Source organism: Pelosinus sp. UFO1 (assembly GCF_000725345.1).
Lineage (GTDB): Bacteria > Bacillota > Negativicutes > DSM-13327 > DSM-13327 > Pelosinus.
Genome location: NZ_CP008852.1, coordinates 167,538 through 193,602 on the forward strand (window position 1 = coordinate 167,538; position 26,065 = coordinate 193,602).

Below are 26,065 nucleotides of genomic sequence, written 5' to 3' on the forward strand. Positions count from 1 at the left end.
GGAGTAGTTTCTCTTAACTTTGACATAACGATATTATTTGGGACAAGGAACCTGCCCCTGTGTCCCTTTAATAGTAAGGTTGATAAAGTGAATTTCATACATTAATGTCATCTAATCTTTTAAATAATTTACTGTATTCATCTAATTTCGCTTTATCTTGAACCTTGAATCCTGAATTATAGAAGATAATATTACCATTACCTTCATTTAAGGAGTTCATTTCTTCCAAAGTTCGTTTTAGATTGTTTACAGTACCAATGTTTCCATCAATTATATTGATATGTGATGGAAGTAACTTTCTAAACATATCCGTATAGAAAGAAAAATGAGTGCAGCCTAAAACAATGGTCTCATAATTACTTATATCATATTTAGATAACTGTTCTTGAAGATAAGGTAATACTATTTGTTCATTAAACTCAAATCTTTCCGAGAATTGAACCAATCCTGGAAGTGGTAATAAGTCAACAATGTGTTCATTATCTAATTTAGTAATAAGATTTTGTAGTTTTTCTTCTTTTAGAGTCAAAGCAGTAGCCGTTACCAGAACTCGTTTATTAACATTCTTATTTTTTTCAACGGCTGGTTTTACAGCAGGTTCCATGCCTATGATTGGAATCTTATATTTAGACCTTAAATCTTCGATTGATACGCTTGTAGCAGTATTACAGGCAATCACGATTGCTTTAACTTGCTGTTGGATAATAAATTCTACTGCATTGAAAATATATTTTTTCACTTCGTCTTTCGGTTTTGGCCCATATGGAACATTTAATGTATCTGCGTAATATATATAATCTTCATTAGGCAACATTTTTAATGCGGCATGTAATACTGTGATACCTCCGACACCAGAATCAAAAAAACCGATTTGCATTTTCTATTCCTCCAATAAATAAAATCTATATGAAATTTAACATACATGTAGATTAATTATACTATAATAATAGCTTATTGCTTCACCTAGTCTTATATTCTTCATCTTAATTTTGGTAGGATGCAGTAATTATTGAAAGAGAAGGTACCCACATGAATCATAAACTCTAGTAAAAAAAGGGAAAGCAGTTAATTACTACAAAAAAAATGTTGACTGATTTTTCTCACTAATGTACTATGATTATGGACTATATAGTAAAAAGTATTTCTGGAAGAGAGTAAATATCAAATAAACCTTATTTGGAGGTAGAGAAATGGAGTAAAAAGGATTGTCTCATACCGCGTACGGCAGTATACCAGGTGAGCAGTATAAGCCATATATATCTGCAAGCACCAATGTTCCTAAAATGGCTTTTTTGGCGAATGTTAGCTGGATTGGTACAGTGGCAATTGAAATAGTACATAATTTATTGCAGTGTGACTTAAAATATAACAAATAAGAAAGAGGTAAATTTTATGAATAATAAATTATCTAAAGATGCATATGGTGGCGTAGCTGGTAAAGACTACGTTCCTTATGTTTCCAGTGGTTCTAAATCTGGTGGAAATGTTGCTGTATTAATAATTGGTATTATTTTAGCTGTTTTATTCGCAGCATCTACTGCCTATTCAGGCATGAAATCAGGTCTTACAGTTGCCGCAGGTATCCCTGGATCGATAATAGGTTCAGCATTTATAGCTGCATTTGCTAAGCAAAAAGGTATCCTTGGCAAAAACTTACTTCAAGGTATGTCAAGTGGTGGCGAATCGGTTGCCAGTGGTGTTATATTCGTTTTACCAGCAATCCTTTTAATAGGTTCTCAAGTTAGTTTCTTAGAAGGTTTTGTTGTTGGTGTAGGTGGAGTTTTATTTGGTGTAGGAGCCGCTTCACTGGTTTATAATTATTTAATTGTTGAAGAACATGGTAAACTAATGTACCCAGAGTCAATGGCTATATCTGAAACACTTGTTGCTTCAGAAGGTGCTGGAGAATCCATGAAGTACATGGGAATCGGTTTCGGAATTGGTGGTCTCCTAACAGTTGTAACGGAGTCATTTTTGAATGTAGCAAACAACGTTATAAGCTTTGTAAATGAAAGCTTCTACAAGTGGAAATTTCAAGTTGAAGTGAGCCCGATGTTATTAGGTATTGGATTTATAGTTGGTTTGGAAGTCTCCTTGACTATGTTTGCGGGCTCAATATTATCAAACTTTTGTATTATGCCTTTAATAGGCTATTTTGCTGAACTTGGAAAAGACGGCGCAACTGTATGGAATAACCCTAGTGTTGCTATAAGCTCTATGCAGGTTAAGCATATTGGTGGCAGTTATGTAAAATATATCGGTGCAGGCATGATGCTTTCTGGTGGTTTGATAGGTGCTATAAAACTTATACCTACTATCGTATCATCGATAAAGGAAACTCTGAATGCTAAAGCTGGAAATGGAGCTGATAGTTCATCTGTTGGAAACATGATATTGCTTAGTGGTATAATTCTAGCTTTTATCGGGGGCTTTGTAGTATCCGGCGGTAATCTAGTAATGGCAATATCAGCTGCTATTTTATCATTATTCTTATCATTATTATTTGTTATAGTTTCAGGCCGTTTAACAGGTACTATAGGAACTTCAAACCTTCCTGTATCTGGTATGACTATAGCTTCTATCGTTCTTGTAACTTTATTATTCGTTATCATGGGATGGATAAATCCTGAAAGCAACAAATCTTTACTTTTATTTGGTACATTTATAGTTACTGCCATATCAATGGCTGGTGGTTACTCACAATCACAAAAAGTTACCTATATAATCGGTGGTAACAAAAATGAAATGCAGAAATACTTTACTGTTGCTAGTATATTTGGTGTTGCAGTAGTAGTTGGTACTATATTATTACTTTCCAACCAGCTTTCAATGACTGGTGATAATGTTCCGTTTGCACTGCCACAGGCTAATTTAATGTCAACATTAACTGCTGGCATCATGTCAGGTAAATTACCTTGGGTTATGGTTATTGTGGGTGCTGTTATGGGAGTCGTTTTATTCTTATTAGACCTTCCTATCATGACAGTGGCGATAGGATTCTACCTGCCAATCTCTACAACTTCTATCATATTAGTAGGTGCATTAGTTAAATTATTAGTAGAGAAAACTTGTAAATCTGAAAAAGAAAAAGAAACTAAAGTTTCAAATGGTATTAGTTTATCTTCTGGACTTGTTGCCGGTGGTTCTATAATAGGACTTATCGGTATAATACTTCAAGTAACAGGTGTTATAAAGGAAGCGAGTCCAAGTGGATTTGCTGCTTCTAATGGAATGGCATTTATAATGTTAATAGCTTTGGTTGTGTTAACTATAATACCTATCATTAAGGGTAAGGTAAGAAATGGATAGGAATAACCAAGAGATTTTAAGTATAATATTTAAAATCTCTGATGGCTTAGAATACGAAGTAAGTACAGACAATATTGTTACTATATTTGAAAAACAAGATCATAAGATCCAAAACTTCTTTAGAAAACTTAAATTTAGAATTCCAGAATATAAAAAAATATCTCTGGATGAATATGGAAGCTATATATTTTTACTAATAGATGGCATGAAAACTGTAAAAGAGATTGGCGAAAATCTAGAAACAAAGTATGGTGATAAAGCTCACCCACTTTATGAAAGATTATTGTTATTCTTAAACCATATCGATGTTAATTGTCACTATATAGAAAAAACAAATTTCTAATAAATAAAGATGGCACTACACTGTAGTTGCCATCTTTATTTATTATCAGACTCTCTAGGTTAATTAGTGGATCGGATACATTTAACTGGACCGAAAAATATCATTCAAAAATCTACGCTATCTTTTGCATCTTTTATTTATTTCTATAGCGCATTCTCCAAAATTTTTCGGCTTACATCCAGCGAAAGATCTTGGGTTTCTGAGAGTGCTGTCATGCCATGCGCCTTTAACTGTTCAATAATAACCGGTATTTGATCTTTGCCAATGTTATAGTCGGACAGCCGTGTTTTTACGCCTAGGCTTTCAAAGAATTCACGCGTTTTTTGGATAGCTGAACGTATCCGGGCATCTTCGCTTCCTTCTGTTATATTCCAAACACGTTCCGCATATTGCAGAAGTTTAGCATGTTTTTTCATGCCCGATCATATGAGCCGCCCAGTCCTGCGGAACGCCTGCACAGATTAATCCGTTGAGTGCCAGTGTTGCGCTCCAGACCAGGTTCGCGCGCGCATCGTAATTTTCCGGTTCGGCGATTGTGGTTTCACCTATTTCGATCAATGTTTGCAGGATGCCTTCCGATATACAGTCCTGAATTCTGCCGTCCACAGGATATGTGATATACTGCTTCGTCGTATGCACAAATGGGACACAGGGACAGGTTGTTTATCCTGAGAATAAAATGGAGGAGCTTCTGCCCCCTAACCAAAAGGGGCAAGAGGAAATCACCGTACCCATTAAAAGCATGATTACCGGGCAATGGATGGATAAAGGTGATGCGCTGCGTGATTGGAGTAGTTTGTTCTTATGCGCCAAGACAAAGCAGATGAGAAGTTGCAATTTGGTAACCTCTCTAGTGAATATACAACGTTAATGGAGCAAGTAGATGCACTATTAGAAGGACAGGTGGGAGAAGTGAATGAGGCTGTTACTTTATTGATAGTGATAGCTACCTACATGCACTATAACAAGGGATTTTTTGATGGTATAAAGAGTGGGATGGTTATGGGTAATTTATGAGTAGTTATATAGAAATAATAATTTCCTGCAAGAACTCTCAAGAGAGCTTGCAGGAAATTTGTGTTTTTATAGAAAGAGGACATATTCGCCTAGACCTCGGTTTAGGTTTTTTTTGTATCGTTGGATAAGGAAAATTACTGTTGTGTAAAAGCTGATTTATTTCAATAGAATTGAAATTTTAGATTCGCAATAGTAGGGATCTTCAACGGCTGCTGTAGTATCATCCAGGATGCTTTCTAGATAGGCGTGTCCAATGAATGTAAGCCCGTGATGATTTGCATAGTCCGCAAGTAGTTGAAGGGTTGGGTCCATCTCCGTCCAAGGCCCTCTGTAATAGCTCACAAGGTAACGGCCGGCAGGCTTATAAGTCCATTTCATGGCTTCGCTGTTTTTCTCATCAATACGGTAAAAGCAATTGGTCAATTGGCTGAAATCTCCTTGTTGTACTTTGGCAGCATCCATCATATAGCCAAGGGGGTATCCATTGTAGGTCCGGGTATGATAGCAGTCACGCATAAATTTCAGCGTAACTTTCATTGTTTGTTCCATGGATGCTTCGGAAGTCGGTTCGCTGACTACGATTGCTTCCGCTTTTGATTCAATAATTTCGATTTTAGAACAATCCATTTCTAGGTTTGCTTCCATGCTCTTGATCTTATTCTGTACAACTCTTTGCAGCCACATAAGCTCGGCAATTTCTTGCTCCAGCATTTGACTTTGATTATACAGCACAGTTCGTGTCTTTTGCGGAGTGCAGTGTACCAAATGTTTTTTGATATCTTCCAATGGGACACGGAGTTTGCGCAGCAGTTGAATCGCGTCAAAAAGACAGCTTTGTCCATATGTATAATAGCGGTACCCGTTTCCTTTCACGATAGCTGGCTTAAATAAATCAATGCTGTCATAATACATCAGGGTTCGTTTGTTAATGCCGTACAGAGCGGCAAATTGCCCGGTAGTAAATTTTTTTTGTAAAAAATCATGCATGATGCAAAATCCTCCCCTTGACTATACAGTTACTGTATAGTTTATCATAACGCATAGCTCCAAATTGGTCAATTTTAGGAGTACATAAGGCTGTTGGGCCGATATAACTTGGTGGCGCAGCAAAGATATGCTGCAATATCGTTAACAAATAGGGAGGTTGGAAAATTGTGTTTTCAGCAAAATTCAGGAAGAGTTGCTGTGTAGAATTGGGTGCCATAATGATTGGTTTGATCATTACAGGATGTGGCGGCACGGAGACGATGGTGCAGGAAAAAGCAGTGCCGGTTAAAGCAATAAAGGTTATCCAGCAGGATGTAACGAGAGCCAATGAATATGCAGGACAGGTACAAGGAAAAAATGACGTAAAAATTCAGGCGCGTGTGTCTGGTAATATTGTTGAAAAAATGGTTTCCGGCGGTGATATCGTCAAAAAGGGGCAACCATTGTTTCGTATCGACAGCATACAATATGAAAGCACATTGCTTTCAGCTCAAGCCCAACTGGTACAAGCTGAGGCTAATTGGGAAAACTCGCGTATTGATATGCAGCGATATCAAAACCTGTTAAACGCAGCAGCCATTTCGGAACAGCAGTTAACTACCCAGAAAGCGACCGAACGCCAGAATAGGGCTTTAGTGGCTTCGTATCATGCACTAGTAAAAAAAGCTCAGGATGATGTAAACAGTACCTTAGTTGTTTCGCCAGTAGACGGACGCATTGATGTAAATGATGTTAGCATGGGAACCTATGTGCAGGCAGGAAGTACCACATTAGTTACAGTGGGTGCACTGGATACAGTGTTTATCCAGTTTAGCATGAGTGAGAATGAATACCTTAGCTTGCGTCAGGCTTCGCAAAATAATATTGCCAACAGCGGTTGGGGAGAAGATGTCATGATTACATTAAGCAATGGTGAAGTATATCCGTTAAAGGGGAAAGTAACGCAGGCGGACAGAAGCTTGGCCAATAATAGTGGAACCTTGACGCTAAAAGCCTCTTTTGCCAATCCGGATGGGATTCTAATCCCGGGCATGTTTGCTAGAGTTAAAATCCCTGGCATACCAGTAAGAAATGCGGTGCTGGTTCCCCAGCGGGCTGTGCAGCAGGTATTGGATAAATCTCTTGTCACAATTGTCAATGCCGACAACAAAGCGGAGCCCCGAACGGTGATTCTGGGAGAAAAGGTGGGCAGTTATTATCTTGTAAAAGAAGGTTTGACTGTGAATGACACAGTTGTTGTAGAAGGACTGACAAAGGTTCAGGAAGGAGTGACGCTTGATGTGACTGTCGTCGCTCCGGAAGAGTTGGAGTTATCTATTAACTCGTAGGAGGTGTGCATAATCGTGGCAAGATTTTTTATAGAGCGTCCAATTTTTGCAATTGTTCTTTCCATTATGATTGTGGTAGCGGGAACGATTACCGGGCTGAATCTTCCCATCGCCCAGTACCCGCAAATCCAGCCGCCAACTGTATCCGTATCGGCAGCGTATACTGGCGCGAACGCTGAAGTTGTCAATCAGACGGTAGCTCAGGTTTTGGAAGAGCAGATTAACGGTGTACAGGGTATGAACTATATGAGCTCAAATTCCGATGATTCGGGTGCCTATAGTCTGGAAGTTGTTTTTGATTTGGGAGTCGATGGGGACATCGCCGCCGTTAAGGTGCAGAACAGTGTCGCCCAGGCCAATGCCAATTTGCCGGCAGAAGTAACCGCGGCTGGTATTACTACCCAAAAAGCATCTTCGGACATGGCTATGATGCTGAGCATCTATTCGCCCAAGGGAACTTATGACAGTGTATTTTTAACTAATTATTTTAATGTCTACTTGAAGGACGCTATTAAGCGGGTTAATGGTGTCGGCAATGTGATGGTCCTGGGGTCGGATTTTTCCCGGCGTATCTGGATTAATCCAGATCGCATGGCGGAGCTGGGCTTAACGGTAGCCGATGTGCTTGAGGCCGTCAAGGAACAGAATGTTCAGGCACCGGCCGGTACAATCGGTGCCATGCCTGTACCCAAAAAGCAGGAGTTTCAATATACTGCTAAAGTGCAGGGGCGTTTAGCAAGTATCGCCGATTTTGAAAATATTATCGTGAAGGCCCAGCCGAATGGCTCATTCGTTTATCTGAAAGATATTGCGCGAGTCGAGAATGCCGGGAAAGACTTGAATTATTCCACAAAACAAGATGGAGCCAATGCGGTTGCAGTGGGCATTCAGCTCACCAGCGATGCCAATGCAATGAATACCATTGCGGGAGTGAAAAAAGCTGTAGCAGCAGCAGAAGAAAATTTTCCACCGGATATGAAATATAGAGCCATCTTTGATAATACGAATTTTATCGCTGAATCCATGCATGAGGTGGTTAAAACCTTTTTTGAAGCGATGGCCCTCGTTATGATCATAGTATTTCTTTTTCTGCAAAGCTGGCGGGCAACGCTGATTCCGATGCTGGCCGTTCCCGTATCATTAATTGGTACGTTTGGTGCTTTTGTGCTTCTTGGTTTTTCGATTAACACCTTGACACTGTTCGCTATGGTATTGGCAATTGGATTGGTTGTCGATGATGCCATTGTCGTTATTGAAGCAGTCGAGCATCATATGCGTTATAATAAACTGACACCGGTGGAGGCCACGAAACGAGCAATGGCCGAAGTGTCCGGGCCGGTTATTGCCATTGCTTTTGTATTGGCCGCTGTATTTGTTCCGGTTGCTTTCATCGGCGGCATGGTGGGCGTTCTCTACCGCCAGTTCGCCTTGACGATAGCGGTGTCGATGGCTTTATCTGCTCTAGTCGCTTTGTCCCTGACCCCGGCACTGTGTGCCCTGTTATTAAAGCCCTACAAGGAACAAGCAAAGGACAGTGTTTTGGGCAGATTTTTTGGCCAATTTAATGACTGGTTTGACCGAACTACCAGTGCATATAGTGAAATGGTGAAATCATTAATCTCCAAAGCGAAATATTCTTGTATATTCTTGTTGATCATTTTAGTTGGGATGGTGTTCCTATACAAAATTGTCCCCACGACCTTTGTACCGGATGAAGATCAGGGATATTTTGCGGTAGCTGTCACTCTGCCGGAAGGCGCGAGTATGAATAGGACACAGGCAGTAACCGACCGATTGGCTGGAGAAGTTAAAGAACTGCCAGGTGTCGGTCAGGTTATCGCAATTGACGGTTTTGATATGTTGTCAAATGGTGCCAAGGCCAACACGGCAGCTCTATTTGTTTGTCTTGAACCGTGGAGTAACCGAAGAGATCCTGCTACCCAGATCGATTCCATCATCGGTCAGGTTCAGAGCAAATCTGACCTCTTTCCGGAAGCTTCTATTATGGCCTTTAACATGCCGCCCTTGCCAGGTCTGGGGATGATCAGCGGTTTTACTATGGTATTGCAGGATATGTCCGGTCACAGCAAAGAAGAACTGGATGGGATGACGAAGAAATTCGTACTTGCTGCCAATCAACTTCCGGAAGTGATGGCGGTATACTCAACATATAAAAGTGATTCTCCTGGCTATGAGTTCGAAGTTGACCGGGAAAAGGTGAAAAATCTGGGCATTGCTTTAAACGATGTATTCACGGCGCTGCAAGTCAATTTCGGCGGTACCCAGGTGAATGACTTTAACCTGTTTAACCGTACTTATAAAGTGGTTATGCAGGCGGATACAATGTATCGTAATGAAGCTGACATGATGCGCTTTATCTATGTCCGGTCTTCGAATGGCTCTATGATTCCGTTAGATACCTTGTTAAAACCGAAGCTGACCACAGGGACGTCCATTATTTCCCGTTTCAATGCTGCCCGCAGCATTCAGATCAATGGCTCCGTAGGAGAAGGCTACAGTTCGGGGCAAGCCCTAGCTGCCATGGAGAAACTGGCGAAAGAAACCCTGCCTTCCGGTTTTAGCGTGGAGTGGTCAGGGCAAAGCCGGGAGGAAAAGAAAGCCGGCAGCACAACCATGCAGATTTTGGCGTTGGCCTTAGTATTTGTCTTTTTATGCCTGGCGGCGCTTTATGAGAGTTGGAGCGTTCCGTATGCTGTCATGCTTTCCGTGCCAACCGGCATTTTCGGGGCATTATTGTCCCAATATACTATGAATCTGCAAAACAGTGTCTATATGCAGATTGGGGTGATTATGCTAATCGGGTTAGCCGCCAAAAATGCAATTTTGATCGTTGAATTTGCTAAGGTCAGGGTGGATAAGGGGATGGACCCGGTTAAAGCTGCTATCGAAGCGGCAACCTTACGGCTTCGACCTATTCTGATGACTTCTTTCGCCTTTATTATTGGATGCCTGCCGCTGGCAATGGCTAGCGGTGCTGGTGCTGGCGCAAGGAAGGCGATGGGGACTGCGGTTGTTGGTGGTATGACGATCGCTACGGCTTTTGGCATCTTCCTCATCCCCGTATTATTTGTGGTTGTGGAATGGGTTGTGGCTAAATTAAGTTGGAAGAAAAAGAAAAAAGAAGTCTATTCAGCATAAAGACTGTTTAAATAACAATGTCCTTGATTCTTCTTGTTGGAGAGGTATCAAGGACATTTAAAATATTTAATTTCTTTGACTAAGGAGAATATAAAATGAACGGATATGTTTTTTTAGGCATAGCAATTGCCTTAGAAGTATTTTCTACATCTATGCTTAAATATTCAGAAGGCTTTACGAAGCTTTACCCTAGTCTGGCTTTTGTAGTAGGAATGAGTGCTTCATTTTATGCAGTTGCTCAAGCCATGACTGTTATTCCACTAAACATCACCTATGCGATCTGGTCTGGTGTAGGAACGGTTTTGACAGCATTGGTGTCTATTCTGATTTGGAAAGAATCTATCAATATCTATAGTGGTATAGGGATAGGGTTAATCGTCATTGGCGTAGTAATGCTTAACTTAAAGGGACCTGCTCATTAAAAAAATACCTGTAAAGTAGATGCTTTGCAGGTGTTTTTCTTATTTCTATTTATTTAGTAAAAATAGACAAATGATATAATTATAGTCAGAATCGGGAAATATCATAAAAGAGGAATGCACGGTATTACTATGGAAGAAGTTACTCATTGGGGTTCTTAGTTACTGTTTTATCTTAGGTTTTCCGAAAGAAGGTGGTAGAGATTAATTTCTTAGATAAAAATCAATATGTTTCTAAAATTTTGTTGGAAAAACAAAATATACCCTCCTTTAAACACTATCCGTTTTCAATACCTGCTGTAGCAAAATTAGATAGTCTTGCATTACATCCCAATGTGACTTTTTTGATTGGAGAAAATGGAGCAGGAAAATCAACGTTAATCGAAGCAATCGCAATTGCTTTTGGGTTTAATCCTGAGGGTGGATCGAAACATTTTACCTTTTCAACGAGAGAATCACATTCTCCGTTGCATGAACATATGGTTTTATGTAAAGGAGTTAAAAGGCCAAGGGATTCTTTTTTTCTACGGGCGGAGAGTTTCTTTAACGTGGCCACGAATGTGGATGATCTAGGTGTTGGAGAAGCGTATGGTGAGCATTCTCTTCATGAGCAATCGCATGGGGAGTCGTTCATGTCACTTTTCTTACATCGATTTAAGGGGAAGGGGTTCTATATTCTTGATGAGCCCGAAGCAGCCTTATCGCCAATGCGACAGCTTTCTTTTATCAGTCGCCTTCACCAGCTCGTAGTAGACAATTCACAGTTTATCATTGCGACTCATTCGCCAATTATTTTATCCTATCCTAACTCCTATATCTATAATATTGATGAAAGCGGCATCAATAAGATCGCATATGAGCAAACGGATCATTTTATGATTAATAAACATTTTTTCAACAATCGCAAAGCCATATTGAATGAGTTGATGCAACTATAAACATGAGGCTTACTGAAATAATAATTGAGTGGAAAGGAGTGTAATATGGAGCAGCTTGAACTCATTTCATTACCATTGAATTCCAAGCCTAAGCCGAGAAAGATGAAAGCCAAACAAACCACTCAATCCTCTACGGTTCCCCTGATCCTGATACTGGCGATTGGTACCTAGTTCTGGTAAAGTATAATAGGAGTGGCATTCGAATAGTAAATTAGTTACCAGGTATTCAGCTCATTTATGCATTGAAGTGCCTCCGGGCATTGCTTGGCGGCAATGATTGTACATAATGTATACAAATGTTTCGGACAGGGAGGAATAGAAGTATGAAAAGACAGATAAAAGACAATATGCCTGAATTTCTAGGGCTGAGAGAAGCTATGGAGTTATCTCGGGAACAAAATCGGGAGAATCACCGAAAATTTATAAATCCTGAGTTAGTAAATCTCATGGGACTTTTAAATTTTGATAAGTGTTTTGTTAAGGCGCAAGGGACGTCGCTATGGGATAAAGACAATGATGAATACTTAGATTTTTTAGGAGGTTATGGGGCATTAAACCTAGGACATAACCACACTGAGATCAATGCAGCAGTTGAGGCAGTGAAGGAATTTCCAAATCTGCTGCAAGCGGCTCTAAACCCTTTAGCAGGGGCGTTAGCACGAAACCTGGCATTATTCACTCCTGGAGAACTGCAATACTCATTTTTTAGTAACAGTGGAGCGGAAGCTGTGGAAGGGGCATTAAAACTAGCTAGAGCCTCTACTGGAAGAACAAAATTTATTTCCTGTGAAGGCTCTTTTCATGGAAAATCCTTCGGAGCTCTGTCGATTACAGGCCGGGAAAAATATAGGAAACCTTTTGCCCCTCTACTGCCGGGTGTAGACTTTATCCCGTATGGAGATGCCAAAGCCCTTGAACAAGCTTTGAGCCAGAAAGATGTAGCGGCATTTATCGTGGAACCGATTCAAGGCGAAGGAGGAATTATTGTTCCACCGGAAGGATACTTGAAAAAAGTTAGAGATATTTGTACAACTTATAATACGCTGCTTATTGTTGACGAAATCCAAACAGGGTTTGGACGTACTGGAAAACTTTTTGCCTGTGAAGAGGAAGGTATTGTTCCTGATATTTTATGTCTGTCCAAATCTTTCGGAGGCGGGGTGATGTCACTAGCTGCCTATACTACAACAGAAAAGATATGGAAAAAGGCCTATGGCAGTATAGAAAAAGCGACACTGCATACTTCTACCTTTGGCGGAAATTCGAGGGCGGTAGCAGCAGGAATTGCCACCTTAGAAATTCTCTTTAGAGATGATTTATCCCGTCAGGCTGCTGAAAAGGGAGAATATCTCATGGGGAAATTACAGCAGCTCCAGAAAAAATATCCCTTCTTAAAAGAAGTTCGCGGAAGAGGGCTTATGATTGGACTTGAGTTTGCTCAGCCTGAGAAGGGGCTGCTGAATAGGCTGACTGGGGGAACGGTAGAAAAGTTAGCTAGTGAATATTTGGGTGCTATGGTAGCAGGAGAACTTTTAAATAAACATCGAATTGTTACGGCATATACCTTGAACAATCCGAATGTGATACGCTTAGAACCGCCTCTAATCGTATCTTATGAGCAACTTGATACATTACTTGCAGCATTGGATGAAATCTGCTCAAAAAATAGAGGATTTGGAGATATGGTTTTAGCTAGTGGTAAAACTATTTTGAGTTCTTTCGTTAAAAAATCTTGAGGATTTGTTTATATAACGCCAAAGCTCCTGCAAGCTTGATAAGCTTTGCAGGAGCTTTGGCGTTATATTGGTAGGTAGATTGCTGCTATGTAGTTAGCCGATTGCGCTACTCGTATAATTCAATGCCCACCATTTTCATCAGATATTTCGCATTGGTAGTTGTGCACTGTCCAATGCGAAGCTTATAGTCAAACTGTATTTCATTATCTACATAGCTCTCCGTGAAATGATAGTTAACAATTTTGCCATGGGTGTCTTTCTCCAAATTACATAGTTCAAAGTCATGGGTGGAAATGAGTCCGATAATCCAATCCTTATTTAAATTTTTCAGCACACTGGCAGCTCCTAGAACTCGATCTCGTGAATTGGTGCCGCGAAATATTTCATCAATTAAGAAAATCATGTCTTCTTGTTGATGTGAAAAATCAATGATGGTTTTTATGCGCAGCAGTTCCGCGTAGAAGGTTGATATGCCGCTGTTTAAATCATCATTGATTCTCATAGATGTGAAGATATTCATAATAGAACACTCTAGTTTACTGGCGGAGACAGGAGCTCCACAATAGGCCAGGACTAGGTTTATACCGATGGTTCGTAATAAGGTAGTCTTTCCTGACATATTTGACCCCGTAATTACACAAATCGTATTCTTCATATCAATGTTGTTACGCACACTTTTGGTTTCAACGAGTAGCGGATGCCCCATGTCGACTGCCGAAAACAATAGGCCTTTTTCCGCGAAGGCAGGAAAACTCCATTTGGGATGTAGCTGTAAGATGACACCTATACTTGCCAGTGCTTCAAAGTGACCGATAATACCAAGCCAACTTCGTATCAAATTTCCATTTTGCTTCTTCCAAGCCTCTAATGCGAAGACACAATGAAAATCCCACAGCATGAGAAAGTTCATGATACTAAATGAGATGATATTATAACGAAGTTCACTAGCCGTTACGATTCTTTCAAGATGCTTTACTCGCAGAGAGGCTGCTTTTGCTTCATGTAATAGGTCGGATTGCAACTGGGACAGATACTCATCCTGAAATTTTTCTTTTTCAATTAAGGCAATGAACTGATTGAAAGCGTCCAGATTTTCTTTAAATTTGTGTACCGTATTTAATGCTAGGGAGTTTTCTTTAAAGCCAATGGCGGTAAGTATCATTTGGACGGAAATCAGACTCAATGGTATAAAAGTAGGAATCGAAATTTCAAAAAGAAGTAGAATCAACGAGAGGACCGTTGCTACAGGCAGTATATAAAAGATGTTTTGTAGCCACTTACGTTGAAATAATTGTGAAGGATTTTCTGCATAAGCAATTAGACTACTAGGGTCATTTTCAATGTCTGCCGCAAGCATACCGAGACACTGTAATTCCTCGACAAAGTTGCCCTTTTCTGTCAGCTCTTTTACACCCTGTTGTCGTCTCTTGATGATTCGGATATCCTTTTCTGGAGTTGCGAGAAACTTCTTTAATGTCTTTCTTCCATAAAAGGTGTGTGCAACATTGATCCACTGGAATAAAGATTTTTCTCCGAATATATCTAGATCGCCGGTATAAGAATGACCTGGATCAATAAACTCCTGCCCGTTCTCTTTAAAATTGATCCAACTTCCATCCATTCTACTGAGGTACTTTTCATTAATCTCAATTTTACAGCGGATCTTATTTAATTCTCTTTTGATCTGTTGATGCTTAAGCACAAAGTGAATAAAGGTAATCAGAGATATGAGCAAAACAAAATACCCATAAATGGAATCTGTTTTGACAAAACAGAAGCTCGTAATCCCTGCGCCTATTAAAAATACTAGCATACGAAGATTGCTAATTCGATTGGAGATCTCCTGTTGTTTTACTTCCAGGCTTCTAAAGGTATGCAAGCGATTTGAAAAGGTATTGATCGGCATAAATCCTCCTTAATAACGAATACAAGCGATGAGTCACCTAGATCATCTAGTATTAATACTATTTACCATGAGAATCTAAAAAAACCTTTAATGTGAATTTAAGAATTAAATCCATTGTATGCAAAATGACTGAAATTAGAATGTTCCTAACGAAAGAGAAGCTCCCCACAATCTACCTTATTAGTAGATTATGGGGAGCTTCTCTTTCGATTTAGCATAGTGGAAGTGGGGTTTATTGAAAAGAATTTTTGCTAAAGAAGATTCTATTTTATTCGGCAGATATAGTGTTATCAGAGGAGATGGCATTCTTCTTTTGATTGGTGATATATACACCTAAAATGACGAATAATCCACCTAAAGCAATAGATAGAGTCAATTTATCATCAAAAAACAGTATGCCTGCTACGATAGCCATAATTGGGTTAAAATAGCTGAAGATTGCTGTTTTAACGGCACCGATCTTTGAGATTCCTAAATACCAAATAAAGTATGAATAAACGGAGCAAAAAACAGCTAAATATGCGGTGGCTAAAAGGGTGGCCCTGCTAATTGTGGGAAGTTGCTGCAACAATGATGTTTCCGCAAATACGGTTGGAAAAAATGCAAATGGCAACAATAGAATGGTTCCAAAGATGTGAATATAAGCCATTGCGATAAATGGACTATATTTTTCTAACACTGTTTTACCTTTAAGAGTAAACCAGGCCCAAACTAGTGCATTTAGGATCAGTAAACCGTCTCCTAAAAGAGTTCTTTGGTGGAACATGTTACCTAGTTTTCCTTGGCTGATGACTAGCAGAACACCCATAAAGGCAATACAGATTCCTATCCTACTACGAGTAGTCACTTTTTCTTTTTTAGTAATTATGCAGAATAAAGCAGCAAAGACCGGGGTCGTTGCCATAATGAGACCGGCATTTGTACTGGTTGTATATTGCAAACCTGTATAATGAATATAGAAGAAGGAAGTAATCGCAAAGAAGCCAAGTGTGAAAAACTGAGGTATATCTTTTTTATCAATGGAGCTAGTTCCCTTTTTAAGTAATAGAATTAGGGTAAACACTAAAGATGCAATAACAAAACGTAAGATAACTAGGTTCAGAGGAAGAAGTTCTTGCATCCCTATTTTAGCTGCAACATAGGAGGTTCCGAGAAATATAGGAACAGTCATTAAAAGCAGGTGTATGTTCTGGAATCTCTTCCGAGGGGAAGGTTTAGTAGATGCTATGCTCCTGATGTCGAAGTTGTTACAAAGAGTAGTTTGGTCATTCACTACAATCACTCCCAATCCTTAATAATGTGGATTATTACGCTCTCTAAAAAAACAAACGTTAAGAAAATTGATGTGGCGTTTTACTTTTTCTATTATTTGTTGCAATTATAGCATGACGCAAACTATAATAAAATTACTAATAAAATATACGTTCTATATTGAAAAAGTATAGTAAGAGGTATGCAAAATGGATATTCGGGATATGAAGAACTTTTATGCTATTGTTGAGGAGGGAAATATTAGTAATGCAGCGAAGCGACTTAATATAGCGCAGCCGCCCCTTAGTAAGCAGATGAAACAATTAGAAGATGATCTTGGAGTTCAATTGTTTGAACGTGGCAGCCGTAGAATCAGGTTGACAGAAGCAGGGCAGTTATTACGGGAGCGGGTAGAACAAATATTAGGGTTAGTCGATGGTACAGTTAAAGAAATTACTGAATTGAACTCAGGTTTAGTCGGTACACTTTCTATAGGAACAGTGACTACATCTGGGGCTACATTGCTGCCAAACTTGCTTCACCAGTTTCATAAGGTATATCCCCATGTTACATTCCAACTATGGGAAGGGGATGGCAGTCGAATTTTAGATCTATTGAATAATAGAGTCATTGAGATTGGTATTATACGAGCCCCTTTTGATTCGGAAATTTACGAATCAATTACTTTGCCCGATGAGCCATTAGTGATTGCTATGCGAAGGGATGGATATCTTTGTGGCGACGATCCTGTAAAGGTTCGGCTGATTGAACTTGCTAACCAGCCGTTGATTGTTCCATTGAGGTGGAAAGCCATGTTCGTAGAATGGTGCGAGAAAGTCGGATTTAAGCCAAACATCGTATGTATCAGTGATGGGATTTTACTCAATATAATATGGACAAAATTGGGGATTGGTATGGCCTTAGTTCCGAAGTCTACCGAGGGACTTATTTCTGATTCAGAATTGACTTACAAAACAATTGTGGAACCTGCCGTATCAACGCAAACGGTAATTGTCTGGGCGAGAAATCACAAATTGTCTGCTAGCAGTAAGCACTTCTTGGATTTGTTAAAAGATATGATTCTTAAGTAAAATAGTGCAAACTTACTGGAAGGAAAAGAGGAAATTCCTTATTCAATGTGAGTGATGACGACCCCTTCGAAAAATGGTCAGACAGGAATTCGGAATTGATGTGCAAGGAGGATGACAATGTGGTAGTGAGTGCGTCGTCAAGTAATGATGTAAATGCAGTTACTCCGTGCCTAAAAGTAGTCGATAGAATCGATCATCTTGTTTTGACGGTTGTTGATATTGACAAAACAATAGAATTTTACTCGACGATCTTGGGAATGGATGTTGTCAGATTTGGCAGTGGGCGAGTTGCTTTGTCTTTTGGCAATCAAAAGATTAATCTTCATCAGGTGGGAAAAGAGTTTGAGCCCAAAGCGAAAGTACCTATGCCAGGTTCAACAGATCTATGCTTTATTACAAATATCCTGCTGGAAGATGTCATAAAACACCTTGAGGCCAATCATATTAGGATTGAAGAAGGCCCTGTTATGAGAACAGGAGCTCTTGGTCCTATAAAATCAGTTTATATGAGGGATCCTGATAAAAACCTTATAGAAATTTCAAATTATTAAAAGGCTATAAGTAGAATTTAAAATGCTATTAAGTATATGGAAAAATATAAGAAAGACGGTATGACATTAAATTTGTCATACCGTCTTTTGTATACCGAAACGCTTGAGCTTGCGCCAAAGAGTAGAGCGACTTATGCCAAGTATTTTTGCTGCTTCTGCGTATTTTCCTTTTGTCAGGGCGAGAGCTTTTTTGATTTCCTCTAACTCATTAGGCAGGATATCAGCATGGTTATCGTTATTGTCTTGTTGATCCCCAAGTAATCTATTAATAATGGCTGCATCAATCGTTTCAATTTTATGTACGGCGATGACTCGTTCAATTATATTTTGCAATTCACGTATGTTGCCAGGCCATGTATATTCAGTAAGCGCTTTTATGGCGGAGGGAGCAAGTTTTAAGTGATGTTTAATAAAACCTTTATGTTCCTTTAAGAAGAATTGAGCTAGTAATTTAATATCTTCTTTTCGATTCCGCAAGGGAGGAATTCTAAGTTGTAAGACATTGAGGCGATAATATAAATCCGCTCTAAATTTATTTTCATTTACGAGATTTTTTAGGTTTTTATTCGTGGCAGCAATAACGCGAACGTCAATTGGAATAACACGGTCACTGCCAAGTCTCATCACTTTTTTCTCTTGTACAATACGTAGTAGCTTACCTTGTGTCACATACTCCATCTCGGCAATTTCATCTAGAAAGATGGTACCGCCATGGGCGACTTCGAATAATCCTGGTTTCCCTTTTGGATTAGCACCAGTAAACGCTCCTCCTACATAGCCAAATAGTTCACTCTCTAGTATTTGACTAGGGAGGGCAGCGCAGTTAATAGCGACAAAGGGACCTTGGTGGCGTTCACTGTAGTTGTGAATACTTTGGGCAAATACCTCTTTACCCGTACCTGTTTCACCAATAATTAAAATAGAGGAATGAGTTAAGGCGAAATCTTTTGCCATTTCAATGGTTGGTATTAGTTCTGTACTTGTACTCTCAATATTTTTGAAAGAATAATTTGTAATATGCCCGAAATCATAAATACGGTGTCTTACCCGAGCTTCCATTTGTTGAATTTGAGTTACATCTTGAAACGTGACAACAGCCCCTACCGTAGTATTGTTGACGACAATGGCGATTTTGTTGCAAAGAACGTCAACCTCATTAATTTTTAGAATGTGTGCTAAATCATCTTTTCCCGTATGCATGACTTGTTTCAGGTTAAGTTCAGGCCAAACCTCAGCAATGTTCTTGCCTGTAGCCTTAATGCTGTTAATGCCTGTAATCTGCTCTGCAATGGGGTTGAAAAAAGTGATACGATACTGGCTGTCAACAGAGATGATCCCTTCATAGGCATAATTAAGGACTGCTCGGAATAGGCTGGTCTTTTCTTTTTCTAAATTACGTGCATGGGCAATTCGTTTTGCTTCTTGTGCTGCCTGTAGAATTCCTTCCGCACCACTTTCAATTAATTCGAAGGGGTAGTCCCGTTTTTGCGTGACCTGTTTTGTAATAAATCCGCCAATAACGACGTCCACGCCATCTTGGAAAGCCTGAGACACTTGGGTATCTGCCTCTTCTTCAGCATCAATCGGATAAAGTCTAATGTCTACTCCTAAGATTGGACTCAAACAATCGGCTTCTTGGAGTAAAGAAGAAAAGGTAACAGCTCCGATAGTGCGTCCGTGTAACTTGGCCTTCTCAACGGTACGAATAATATCAAACCCTGTGATGGGAATTTCGACAACCGTAATTTCCAGTCCCGCATTTCTAATAGCAGTAGCAGTACCGCCGCGGGAGATGATAATTTCCGTACCTTTGGAACAAAGAGCAGTGGCAATAGCAACGCCCTCGTGGAGTAGACCTTTCACGATATGTATATCGCTGTGATGAGTCTTAAATAATTGACGAGCGCTTTCAAACAAGCTCATGTCTGGAGCGATAAATGCGATAAGGGACATAATTTGCCTCCTGTGAAACAAAATGCAACGATTTTCTCCTATTATAAAAGGTTGGCGGCTAGCTTGCAACACAATTAATTGATCTGAATGTAGCTCTAAGATACTATTAGGTGGATTATAATAGAAAATTAATCTCACAAAGAATACGAGGTGAAACTAAGTGAGACGAACGTTGCGGTATGAAACGTTTTTCTGAGTGTTGTTTTACAGCAGATGTTGCTAAAACAACACTATTGCTTGAAAAATCCGATGTGGCACGGCTTTTGCATTAGTTATGGAAGAAGCTTATCAATATAAACAAGGAGGTTGGTTACTTGGACAATTTGAAGCGTGGGCTTACGGTTCTTGCTATCGGTGCTGCTATTTGGTTTTTCCCCATACCGGCAGGTCTAAAGCCTGAAGCATGGAGGTTATTTGCCATCTTTGTGGCAACCATTGCAGGGTTTATTATGCAGCCGTTACCCATAGGTTCTATTGCATTTATTAGCATAACATTTACCGTACTGACGGGAGTTTTGAAATCTGCAGAAGTGTTATCTGGTTTTAGTAGTAGTACAATATGGCTTATTGTATCCGCATTCTTATTTTCTAGAGGGTTTATAAAAACGGGTTTAGGACGAAGAATTGCCTACATGCTTATAAAAAAGTTTGGCGATCGTACGCTGAAACTAGGTTATATTCTGGCTTTTAGTGAATTTATCCTGGCTCCAGCTACGCCTTCTAACACCGCGCGCGGGGGAGGGATTATTTATCCAATTGCACGCAGTCTTTCGGCTGCATTTAATTCAGAACCTGGTGGGGTATCTTCACAGCGGATGGGTGCATACTTGATGCAGATAGGCTATCAAGCAAATTGCATTACGTCAGCAATGTTTATGACAGCCATGTCAGCCAATCCGATGATAGCGTTACTGGCAGCTAAAACGTTAAACATCAGTATTAGTTGGGGATTATGGGTCGCTGCTAGTATTGTTCCTGGTATTCTGTCACTGCTGATTATTCCTTATTTTTTATACAAAGCTTGTCCACCAGAAGTGACTCATACGCCTGAGGCAAAAACCTTGGCAGACAAGGAGCTGTTGTCGATGGGAGCGATGAGTTTAGGTGAAAAAATCGTAGGCTGTGTTTTTGTGGGAGCCCTTCTGTTATGGAGTACTTACCAATTTACAAAACTTGATGCAACAGTTGTTGCGATGCTTGCTGTTTCCGTTATGTTAGTGACAAAAGTGCTTGAATGGCAGAATGTTCTTGAGGAAAAAGGTGCTTGGGATACATTTATTTGGATGGGAAGTTTAGTTGGAATGGCCGATTATCTATCAAAGCTTGGTTTTATTCCGTGGATTGCAAAGGTTGTTAGTGCCAATATGGTAGGAATTCCTTGGATACCCGCATTCTTGCTTGTGGTGATCATTTATATGTATACTCACTATGGCTTTGCTAGTATGGTGGCCCATGTTGTCGCCATGTATTCAGCTTTTATCGCTGTGGCGGTTGCTACAGGAGTACCACCCTATTTGGCAGCACTGTCTCTGGCCTATACATCAAGTCTATGTGGGTCTCTAACCCACTACGCTGCAGGTCCTGCGCCAATCTACTTTGGAGCAGGATATGTTGATCAAAAGGTTTGGTGGAAACAAGGGTTTAATATTTCAATTATTAATCTAGTCATTTGGATTGGAATCGGTTCTTGCTGGTGGAAGATTCTTGGGCTATGGTAGTGAACTCTACTGTAAGTAAGAAAACTAAATAAATCAGTAAGCTGAAAAAGATAAAACACAAAACATGGAGGATTATTATGCACGCAATTGAAAAACTTCTAGCCCAAAAAGCGGGAAAAGAATCTGTTTCTACAGGCGAAATTGTAAACTGTAGTGTCGACCTTGCTGGTATCAATGATTTATATCTGCAAACAGTACGTTCATTTTTTGAGATGGGTGGCAAAAAAGTATATGACCCAAGTAAAATTATCATGTTTTTCGATCATTATTCGCCACCGTCTACTATCGTACAAGCGGACAATCAAAAGCAGTTTCGTGAATTTTGCTGGGATCAGGGCATTGATTTATTAATGGACATTGATCAAGGAGTATGTCATCAGGTTTTGGCGGATAAGGGACTAGTGTATCCTGGGGAGATTGTTGTTGTAACGGATTCCCATACAACAACCCACGGTGCCTTTGGTGCTTTCGGAACAGGGGTAGGTGCCACTGATTTGGCTATTATTATGCTTACTGGGAAGCTTTGGTTTAGAGTCCCTGAGATCATTCGCATTAACCTTGATGGGACGGTGCCCAAGGGAGTCTATGCCAAAGATATTATCTTGCATGTAATTGGTGAACTAGGAGCTGATTATGGAGTATACAAGGCGGTAGAATTTACAGGCCCTGTACTTTCGCAGTTAAGCATTTCCGAGCGGATGGCTTTGTGTAACATGTCTACCGAGATGGGGGCCAAAACAAGCTATATTCAACCGGATGAAATAACCATGGAATATCTGAAAGAAAAAGTGACAGGCAATTACGAAATTTACACGACGGATACAGGGTATCAGTATGCCGCAGATCATACCTTTAATGTATCGAGTCTAAAACCACAATTAGCAGCGCCTTTCAGTGTTGATAATGTAGCAGATATTACGGATTTTATTGGTAGAAAGGTAGATCAAGCGTATTTAGGATCATGCACTGGTGGACGTGTACCCGATTTGGCGGTGGCGGCGAAAATTTTAGCTGGTAAAAAGATTCATCCACGCACTCGTTTTGTTGTCGTTCCAGCATCCAAGGGCGTTTTTCTGGAAGCTATGAAACTAGGCTATATTCAGACTCTTGTTGAAGCCGGTGCTACTTTCGTCACTCCTGGATGTGCGTGTTGTTTAGGTACTCATGAAGGTATGATTGCTTCAGGTGAAACCTGCATTACCTCCACGAATCGAAATTTTCCAGGGCGGATGGGCCACACCAAAGGAGAAATCTTTCTCGGATCACCAGCCGCAGTAGCCGCTGCTGCATTAGAAGGTAAAATTGTTGATCCTTCCCAATATATTGACTAAGGAGTGTTGCATAATGGAAACAGTAGTTAAGGGTAAAGCTTTTGTCTTTGGTAAGAATGTTGATACAGATCAAATATATCCAGGGCGTTTCGTAGAATTGACAGATGTACAAGATGTGGCAAAGCATGCGATGGAGGGAGCAGATCCTAACCTAGTTAAGGAATTTAAGCAAGGTGATATCATTGTGGCTGGTACAAATTTTGGTTGTGGATCAAGTCGTGAACATGCTGCCATTACATTAAAAGCAATAGGTGTCGGCGTAATTCTTGCGGAATCTTTTGGACGGATTTTTTACCGGAATGCAATTAACTTAGGCGTACCAGTATTGGTTTGTCCTGAGATCAGTAGCATGGTCAAAAAAGGCGATAGTGTATCTGTTGATATAAGGTCTGGGCAGATTAGGAATGAAAGAACAGGTCTCAGCGTAAAAGCCCAGCCCATGTCTGAATATGTAATGGACATCATCAACAGTGGTGGCATAAAGCCTCTGATCAAAAAACAAATGGAAAATCAGAACTCCGAGGTTTGTTGAAAGTTCGGAGTAAGTATAGTAACATCTCTTTGATTTCTTGAATTGTATAAGACGATACGTAAAGTGTATTATATGTAATGGTGTAAAAGCCTCTACCAAATTTTTGTGGAAATTTGGTAGAGGCTTTGTTTATAGGAAAGATTACGAAGATGGATTAAGAATAGTAGATCGATTCTATAGATCAAAACTTGCCATTTATTATAGGTGTTTACCATAGTAATTTGCAATAATAGCAATATGAAAAAAATGATTAGCAATTTACAAGTATCTAAGAATAAAAAGAACCCATTCACTGACATAATATTAAGAAGACAATTGACAATAGAAAGAAGTATGGGGGGGTTAATTTGAAAGCATCGTTATTCGTAACTTGCATTGCCGACATGATGTACGCAGACGTTGGCAAAAGTGTAGTTCAGGTATTGAGACGTAACGGGGTAGAGTTAGACTTTCCAGAAGGACAAACCTGTTGTGGCCAACCTGCCTTCTCGAGTGGATATTATAAAGAAACTGCGATTGTAGCAAAAAAGATGATTGAGGTTTTCGAAAATAGTGAGAAGGTGGTTATTCCCTCTGGATCCTGCGCGGCAATGATACATCATGGTTATCCAATTCTATTTGAAAATGATCCAAAGTGGAAAAAACGGGCAGAAGAATTTGTCGCTAAAACCTATGAGTTTTCAGAATTCATCGTTGATATCCTTGGCATAACCGATGTAGGGGCCACTTTCAACAAGAAAGTAACGTATCACTCTAGCTGTCATATGAGTCGTATACTAGGTGTAGAAGAACAACCTAAAATACTGCTTAAAAACGTGAAAGGAATTGATTTTGTTGAACTACCTTTTGCCTATGATTGCTGCGGGTTCGGAGGAACTTTTTCCATGAAAATGGCGGACATTTCGGGTGCGATTGTCGAGGAAAAAGTTGATAACATCATTTCGACTGGTGCTGAGGTATTGGCTGGCTCTGATTTGACCTGTCTAATGAATATAGGCGGTCGTCTAAGTCGCCGGGGTGTTCCGATTAAAGTCATGCATCTAGCACAAGTACTGGATCAGGGAGGTGGTAAAAATGCATATTGAACCGAGTTTTCGCAAGCGTTACCACAAAGCATTAAGTGATACGGCAATGTTAAAGGCAGTGAAAAATGGTACAGGACGTCTAAGAGGACAGCGGGCTACGGCAATTGAAGCGGTAGGGGCAGAGCGCTGGATGGAGTTTCGCAATCGAGCAGAGGCTATTCGTATGCATGTAATCCAGCACCTGGATCAATACTTAGATCAGCTAATTGATAATGTACTTAAAAAAGGTGGTCATGTGTGTCTTGCTAAAACTGGTGAAGAGGCCGTCCAGTATATTTCCGAACTGGCTAAGAAGAAGAATGCGAAATCCATTCTAAAATCTAAGTCAATGGTGTCGGAAGAAATTCACCTCAATCCGGCACTAGAAAAGCAAGGGTGCAAAGTAATCGAATCTGACTTAGGAGAATGGATTATTCAGCTGGCAGGTGAAACACCGTCCCATATCATAGCGCCGGCTATGCATAAAAATAGATTTCAGGTGGCAGATCTCTTCAATGCAGTTAGTGACGAAAAAATTCCTACCGAAATTGCCGATCTATGTGGATTCGCCAGGAAATATTTGCGGGAAAAGTTCTTGGGGATTGATATTGGGATTACTGGCTGTAATTTCGCTTTAGCGGATTCGGGTGCTATAACACTTTGTACGAATGAAGGCAATGCCCGTATTATCTCAGCGTTATCTCCGACATTGGTTACTATCATGGGAATGGAGCGGATTTTACCTGGATTAGAAGAACTTACAGTCATGCTCTCCTTATTAGCGCGCAGCGCTACTGGGCAGAAATTAACAGTTTATAATACACTTTCTACGGGTGTGCGAAAAGCGGAAGAACTTGACGGTCCTCAGGAATTTCATCTGGTTATTGTCGACAATGGCCGTTCTAAACAGCTGGGAACGAAATATGAAAAGATTCTTAACTGTATTCGCTGCGGATCCTGTTTAAATGCTTGTCCAGTGTATCGAAATATTGGTGGACATGCTTATGGCTGGGTGTATCCAGGGCCAATTGGAGCGGTATTATCTCCTTTATATCAAGGGATGGATAAATATGGTGAATTGGCGTATGCTACAACACTTTGTGGTGCGTGTACCTTTGCCTGTCCGGTTAAAATTCCTTTACATGATATGCTCTACGCACTGCGGAACGACAAGGTGGAGCTTGAAAAGAAAGGAGAACTTGTCGAAGATATAGCCTACAAAGGCTGGAGTGCTACTTTTGCAAGTATGAGCCGCTATCGCTTCTCAATACGAATGGCTAGGCGGTTTCAATTCCCTCTAGTCAAGGCGGAGAAAATTGCCTTTGGTCCACCGCCAATTTCTGATTGGTTAAAGCATCGTGATATGCCCGCTCTTCCGAATAAATTCTTCCATGAAATATGGCCGGAGATGAACAAAGACAGAAAGGAGTAG

Annotated in this window: 24 protein-coding genes; 17 read left to right on the forward strand and 7 right to left on the reverse strand. The window is 40.1% G+C overall.

Annotated features, from left to right (window positions below; translation table 11 throughout):
* Positions 1–94: 94 nt before the first annotated feature.
* On the reverse strand, positions 95–877 hold the full coding sequence (gene murI, locus UFO1_RS00685) for a glutamate racemase (protein WP_038666598.1): 783 nt from the start codon (positions 875–877) through the stop codon (positions 95–97).
* A gap of 328 nt (positions 878–1,205) precedes the next feature.
* Between murI and UFO1_RS25080 the strand changes: the two genes are divergently transcribed.
* The 3 genes from UFO1_RS25080 to UFO1_RS00695 are packed head-to-tail and all read left to right on the forward strand — an operon-like array spanning position 1,206 to position 3,652.
* Positions 1,206–1,376: a hypothetical protein gene (locus UFO1_RS25080; RefSeq protein ID WP_158442761.1), complete on the forward strand. Its 171-nt coding sequence runs from the start codon at positions 1,206–1,208 to the stop codon at positions 1,374–1,376.
* Positions 1,377–1,392: 16 nt separating this feature from the next.
* Positions 1,393–3,309 carry an OPT family oligopeptide transporter gene (locus UFO1_RS00690; RefSeq protein WP_038666601.1) on the forward strand — a complete coding sequence of 639 codons (1,917 nt, stop codon included), beginning with the start codon at positions 1,393–1,395 and terminating at the stop codon, positions 3,307–3,309.
* Positions 3,302–3,652: a PqqD family protein gene (locus UFO1_RS00695; protein WP_038666603.1), complete on the forward strand. Its 351-nt coding sequence runs from the start codon at positions 3,302–3,304 to the stop codon at positions 3,650–3,652. The genes UFO1_RS00690 and UFO1_RS00695 overlap by 8 nt, the downstream gene beginning before the upstream one ends.
* Before the next feature lie 143 nt (positions 3,653–3,795).
* Here the strand turns inward: UFO1_RS00695 and UFO1_RS25920 are convergent, their stop codons facing one another.
* Together UFO1_RS25920 and UFO1_RS26160 are read right to left on the reverse strand one after the other, a co-directional pair.
* Positions 3,796–4,068 (reverse strand): iron-containing alcohol dehydrogenase, encoded by a 273-nt coding sequence (locus tag UFO1_RS25920; protein ID WP_051788777.1) that lies wholly within the window; start codon positions 4,066–4,068, stop codon positions 3,796–3,798.
* A complete protein-coding gene (locus UFO1_RS26160) occupies positions 4,052–4,291 on the reverse strand; it encodes an iron-containing alcohol dehydrogenase (protein WP_051788778.1) in 240 nt (79 codons plus the stop codon). The genes UFO1_RS25920 and UFO1_RS26160 overlap by 17 nt, the downstream gene beginning before the upstream one ends.
* Positions 4,292–4,456: 165 nt before the next feature.
* Here UFO1_RS26160 and UFO1_RS25620 point away from each other — a divergent pair, with 165 nt between their 5' ends.
* On the forward strand, positions 4,457–4,669 hold the full coding sequence (locus UFO1_RS25620; RefSeq protein WP_236639301.1) for a hypothetical protein: 213 nt from the start codon (positions 4,457–4,459) through the stop codon (positions 4,667–4,669).
* 156 nt (positions 4,670–4,825) lie between these two features.
* On the opposite strand, the gene UFO1_RS00710 is transcribed toward UFO1_RS25620, so the two are convergent.
* On the reverse strand, positions 4,826–5,656 hold the full coding sequence (locus UFO1_RS00710) for a MerR family transcriptional regulator (protein WP_038666606.1): 831 nt from the start codon (positions 5,654–5,656) through the stop codon (positions 4,826–4,828).
* A 167-nt stretch (positions 5,657–5,823) separates the two neighbouring features.
* Here UFO1_RS00710 and UFO1_RS00715 point away from each other — a divergent pair, with 167 nt between their 5' ends.
* From UFO1_RS00715 to UFO1_RS00735, 6 genes are all read left to right on the forward strand, one after another.
* Entirely contained in the window at positions 5,824–6,984 is a 1,161-nt protein-coding gene (locus UFO1_RS00715; protein ID WP_038666609.1) for an efflux RND transporter periplasmic adaptor subunit, read from the forward strand.
* 15 nt (positions 6,985–6,999) lie between these two features.
* Positions 7,000–10,143 carry an efflux RND transporter permease subunit gene (locus tag UFO1_RS00720; protein ID WP_038666612.1) on the forward strand — a complete coding sequence of 1,048 codons (3,144 nt, stop codon included), beginning with the start codon at positions 7,000–7,002 and terminating at the stop codon, positions 10,141–10,143.
* Between the two features lie 95 nt (positions 10,144–10,238).
* Complete coding sequence (locus UFO1_RS00725) at positions 10,239–10,565, forward strand: multidrug efflux SMR transporter (protein ID WP_038666615.1); 327 nt, start codon at positions 10,239–10,241, stop codon at positions 10,563–10,565.
* A gap of 191 nt (positions 10,566–10,756) precedes the next feature.
* The gene (locus UFO1_RS00730) at positions 10,757–11,500 is read left to right on the forward strand and encodes an AAA family ATPase (protein ID WP_038666618.1); all 744 of its coding nucleotides are present in this window, start codon (positions 10,757–10,759) and stop codon (positions 11,498–11,500) included.
* A 45-nt stretch (positions 11,501–11,545) separates the two neighbouring features.
* A complete protein-coding gene (locus tag UFO1_RS25925; RefSeq protein ID WP_256380530.1) occupies positions 11,546–11,671 on the forward strand; it encodes a hypothetical protein in 126 nt (41 codons plus the stop codon).
* 152 nt (positions 11,672–11,823) lie between these two features.
* Positions 11,824–13,236 (forward strand): aspartate aminotransferase family protein, encoded by a 1,413-nt coding sequence (locus UFO1_RS00735; RefSeq protein ID WP_038666620.1) that lies wholly within the window; start codon positions 11,824–11,826, stop codon positions 13,234–13,236.
* Positions 13,237–13,342: 106 nt separating this feature from the next.
* Here UFO1_RS00735 and UFO1_RS00740 read toward each other — a convergent pair whose 3' ends face one another.
* Positions 13,343–15,142 carry a MutS family DNA mismatch repair protein gene (locus UFO1_RS00740; RefSeq protein WP_038666623.1) on the reverse strand — a complete coding sequence of 600 codons (1,800 nt, stop codon included), beginning with the start codon at positions 15,140–15,142 and terminating at the stop codon, positions 13,343–13,345.
* A 268-nt stretch (positions 15,143–15,410) separates the two neighbouring features.
* On the reverse strand, positions 15,411–16,415 hold the full coding sequence (locus tag UFO1_RS00745; RefSeq protein ID WP_038666626.1) for a DMT family transporter: 1,005 nt from the start codon (positions 16,413–16,415) through the stop codon (positions 15,411–15,413).
* A 187-nt stretch (positions 16,416–16,602) separates the two neighbouring features.
* On the opposite strand from UFO1_RS00745, the gene UFO1_RS00750 reads away from it, so the two are divergent.
* Positions 16,603–17,484 carry a LysR family transcriptional regulator gene (locus UFO1_RS00750; RefSeq protein WP_038666629.1) on the forward strand — a complete coding sequence of 294 codons (882 nt, stop codon included), beginning with the start codon at positions 16,603–16,605 and terminating at the stop codon, positions 17,482–17,484.
* 119 nt (positions 17,485–17,603) lie between these two features.
* On the forward strand, positions 17,604–18,035 hold the full coding sequence (locus tag UFO1_RS00755; RefSeq protein ID WP_236639302.1) for a VOC family protein: 432 nt from the start codon (positions 17,604–17,606) through the stop codon (positions 18,033–18,035).
* 75 nt (positions 18,036–18,110) lie between these two features.
* Here UFO1_RS00755 and UFO1_RS00760 read toward each other — a convergent pair whose 3' ends face one another.
* The gene (locus UFO1_RS00760; protein ID WP_038666633.1) at positions 18,111–19,988 is read right to left on the reverse strand and encodes a sigma-54-dependent Fis family transcriptional regulator; all 1,878 of its coding nucleotides are present in this window, start codon (positions 19,986–19,988) and stop codon (positions 18,111–18,113) included.
* Positions 19,989–20,311: 323 nt separating this feature from the next.
* Here UFO1_RS00760 and UFO1_RS00765 point away from each other — a divergent pair, with 323 nt between their 5' ends.
* From UFO1_RS00765 to UFO1_RS00785, 5 genes are all read left to right on the forward strand, one after another.
* The gene (locus tag UFO1_RS00765; RefSeq protein ID WP_038674799.1) at positions 20,312–21,706 is read left to right on the forward strand and encodes an anion permease; all 1,395 of its coding nucleotides are present in this window, start codon (positions 20,312–20,314) and stop codon (positions 21,704–21,706) included.
* A gap of 77 nt (positions 21,707–21,783) precedes the next feature.
* Positions 21,784–23,037, forward strand: coding sequence for a 3-isopropylmalate dehydratase large subunit (locus tag UFO1_RS00770; RefSeq protein WP_038666636.1), 1,254 nt, complete (start codon positions 21,784–21,786; stop codon positions 23,035–23,037).
* 13 nt (positions 23,038–23,050) lie between these two features.
* Positions 23,051–23,569 carry a 3-isopropylmalate dehydratase small subunit gene (locus UFO1_RS00775; RefSeq protein WP_038666639.1) on the forward strand — a complete coding sequence of 173 codons (519 nt, stop codon included), beginning with the start codon at positions 23,051–23,053 and terminating at the stop codon, positions 23,567–23,569.
* Positions 23,570–23,916: 347 nt separating this feature from the next.
* Positions 23,917–24,654, forward strand: coding sequence for a (Fe-S)-binding protein (locus UFO1_RS00780; protein ID WP_038666642.1), 738 nt, complete (start codon positions 23,917–23,919; stop codon positions 24,652–24,654).
* Positions 24,644–26,065 (forward strand): LutB/LldF family L-lactate oxidation iron-sulfur protein, encoded by a 1,422-nt coding sequence (locus UFO1_RS00785; protein WP_038666645.1) that lies wholly within the window; start codon positions 24,644–24,646, stop codon positions 26,063–26,065. Before UFO1_RS00780 ends, UFO1_RS00785 begins: the two co-directional genes overlap by 11 nt.